3 protein-coding genes are annotated in these 1,518 nt (G+C 45.5%); 1 reads left to right on the forward strand and 2 read right to left on the reverse strand.

All coding sequences use genetic code 11. The features are described from left to right. Both BWI97_RS26110 and hxlB read right to left on the reverse strand, forming a co-directional pair. The coding region (locus tag BWI97_RS26110; RefSeq protein WP_199182120.1) for an orotidine 5'-phosphate decarboxylase / HUMPS family protein at positions 1 to 391 on the reverse strand (391 nt) is incomplete at its 3' end. Positions 392 to 423: 32 nt separating this feature from the next. Continuing rightward, positions 424 to 1,014 carry a 6-phospho-3-hexuloisomerase gene (hxlB, locus tag BWI97_RS26115; RefSeq protein ID WP_102203401.1) on the reverse strand — a complete coding sequence of 197 codons (591 nt, stop codon included), beginning with the start codon at positions 1,012 to 1,014 and terminating at the stop codon, positions 424 to 426. 194 nt (positions 1,015 to 1,208) lie between these two features. On the opposite strand from hxlB, the gene BWI97_RS27835 reads away from it, so the two are divergent. Next, complete coding sequence (locus BWI97_RS27835) at positions 1,209 to 1,463, forward strand: hypothetical protein (protein ID WP_158242862.1); 255 nt, start codon at positions 1,209 to 1,211, stop codon at positions 1,461 to 1,463. The last annotated feature ends 55 nt before the right edge of the window (positions 1,464 to 1,518 follow it).

Here is a 1,518-nt window from a genome sequence, read left to right on the forward strand (position 1 = left end):
AAGCTACACCCAATGCGGTCACTTCTTTCGCTCGCTCCACTCTGTTTTTTACTCCAATGGTGTCTACTACCACTTTTTTTCCATGCTTTTCAGCGGCTTCTACGGCCCCTTTTACCGTGGCATCATCCACCGTTCCCATCACGGTAATGAGATCTGCTCCGGCCTGAAATGCGATTTCTGCCTCCAAAAATCCGGTATCCGCCGTTTTCATATCCGCAAATACCCATTTGTCCGGATGAGCCTCTTTCATCGCGGTAACCACCTTTAACCCTTCTGCTTTGATGAGAGGTGTACCTAACTCGATGATGTCTACATAAGGAGCTACTTTAGCGGCTAATGCCAGAGCATCCTGAATGGTTAATAAATCTATTGCTACTTGTAATTTTGCCATTCTGCTTATTATTAGATTACATGTTCATTTCATTACTCCAGGTTAGCATGACGCTTCCAGAGGGTTTCGGCGGCGGAACCTTCAAGTTTCCACAAGCCCATAAAGAGGGCATCGCCGCATAAGAGCAGGGCTTGCTCAAACAGACTTCCAGCGTATTGATGGGATCGATTGCCCTGGTGATCCTGTTTCTCAGCGGCGGGAAGCTGAACGTGAACATGGGCTAGCTGAGCTAGTTTTGACGCATTATTCGTGGTTATAGCAACGACCCGGGCTCCTGCTGCTTTTGCTTTCTCGGCTGTCCGAACGATTGACTCAGTCGTACCAGAACCTGAAGCAGCCCACAGCAGATCACCAGACTGGATAGCCGGGGTTGTCGTATCTCCCACGACATGTACCGCTAAACCCAGGTGCATCAAACGCATGGCAATGGATCGCATGGCGTAGCCGGAACGACCGGCAGCTACTAAAAAGATGGCCTTGGCCTTACTGATTTCACCAACGAGTGGGGTAAACTCATCAAAATTAATCTGATCGGCCAGCTTGCTATTTTCCCGTATAATTTGCTCGTAGTTATTTCGAATATGTACTCCTAAATCATTGGGAGATTCTAACTCGATATTCATACAGTAGTAGGTGTTTATCGAGGGCAAAGGTAGAGCTGGATAATCCGCACAGAATTATACATTATTCCATAATTGGTGGACAATTAGGAACATTTAGTCACAAAACCGCCTACTTTTGATTTACAAAGTTGTACATTTCCGAATAGTCCTCCCTAATGGGCAAAATGTTCTATTCAAAAACAAGAGCGTCTACCTTGAAAAACGTACCTGATTCCCGACTCTCGAATACCCTGATCTATTTGAGGAACCTGCACCATTGCCCCCCCAGCTACCTGGATGATCCCCATAGAAAAGACTTTTTTGAAATTGTATGGTTGAGAAATGAAGATGCTCTCCATGATACCCGCTCCACGGATATACAGGTGAAGGGTGACTGGGTGTATTTAATACCTCCGTACCGGGTACATCAACTCAACAAGGCTGGAAAAATGGTGAGTTACTCTCTTTAAAAGAAGAAGTGATTGGAGAGGAAGACAAAGAGTTCTTACTGGATATTTTTAAAAT

It is taken from the genome of Siphonobacter sp. BAB-5405 (genome assembly GCF_002872335.1).
Lineage (GTDB): Bacteria > Bacteroidota > Bacteroidia > Cytophagales > Spirosomataceae > Siphonobacter.

Coding starts and splice junctions, on each gene's coding strand:
- hxlB (WP_102203401.1), bottom strand. CDS start 1,014: ATGAATATCGAGTTAGAATCTCCCAATGATTTAGGAGTACATATTCGA.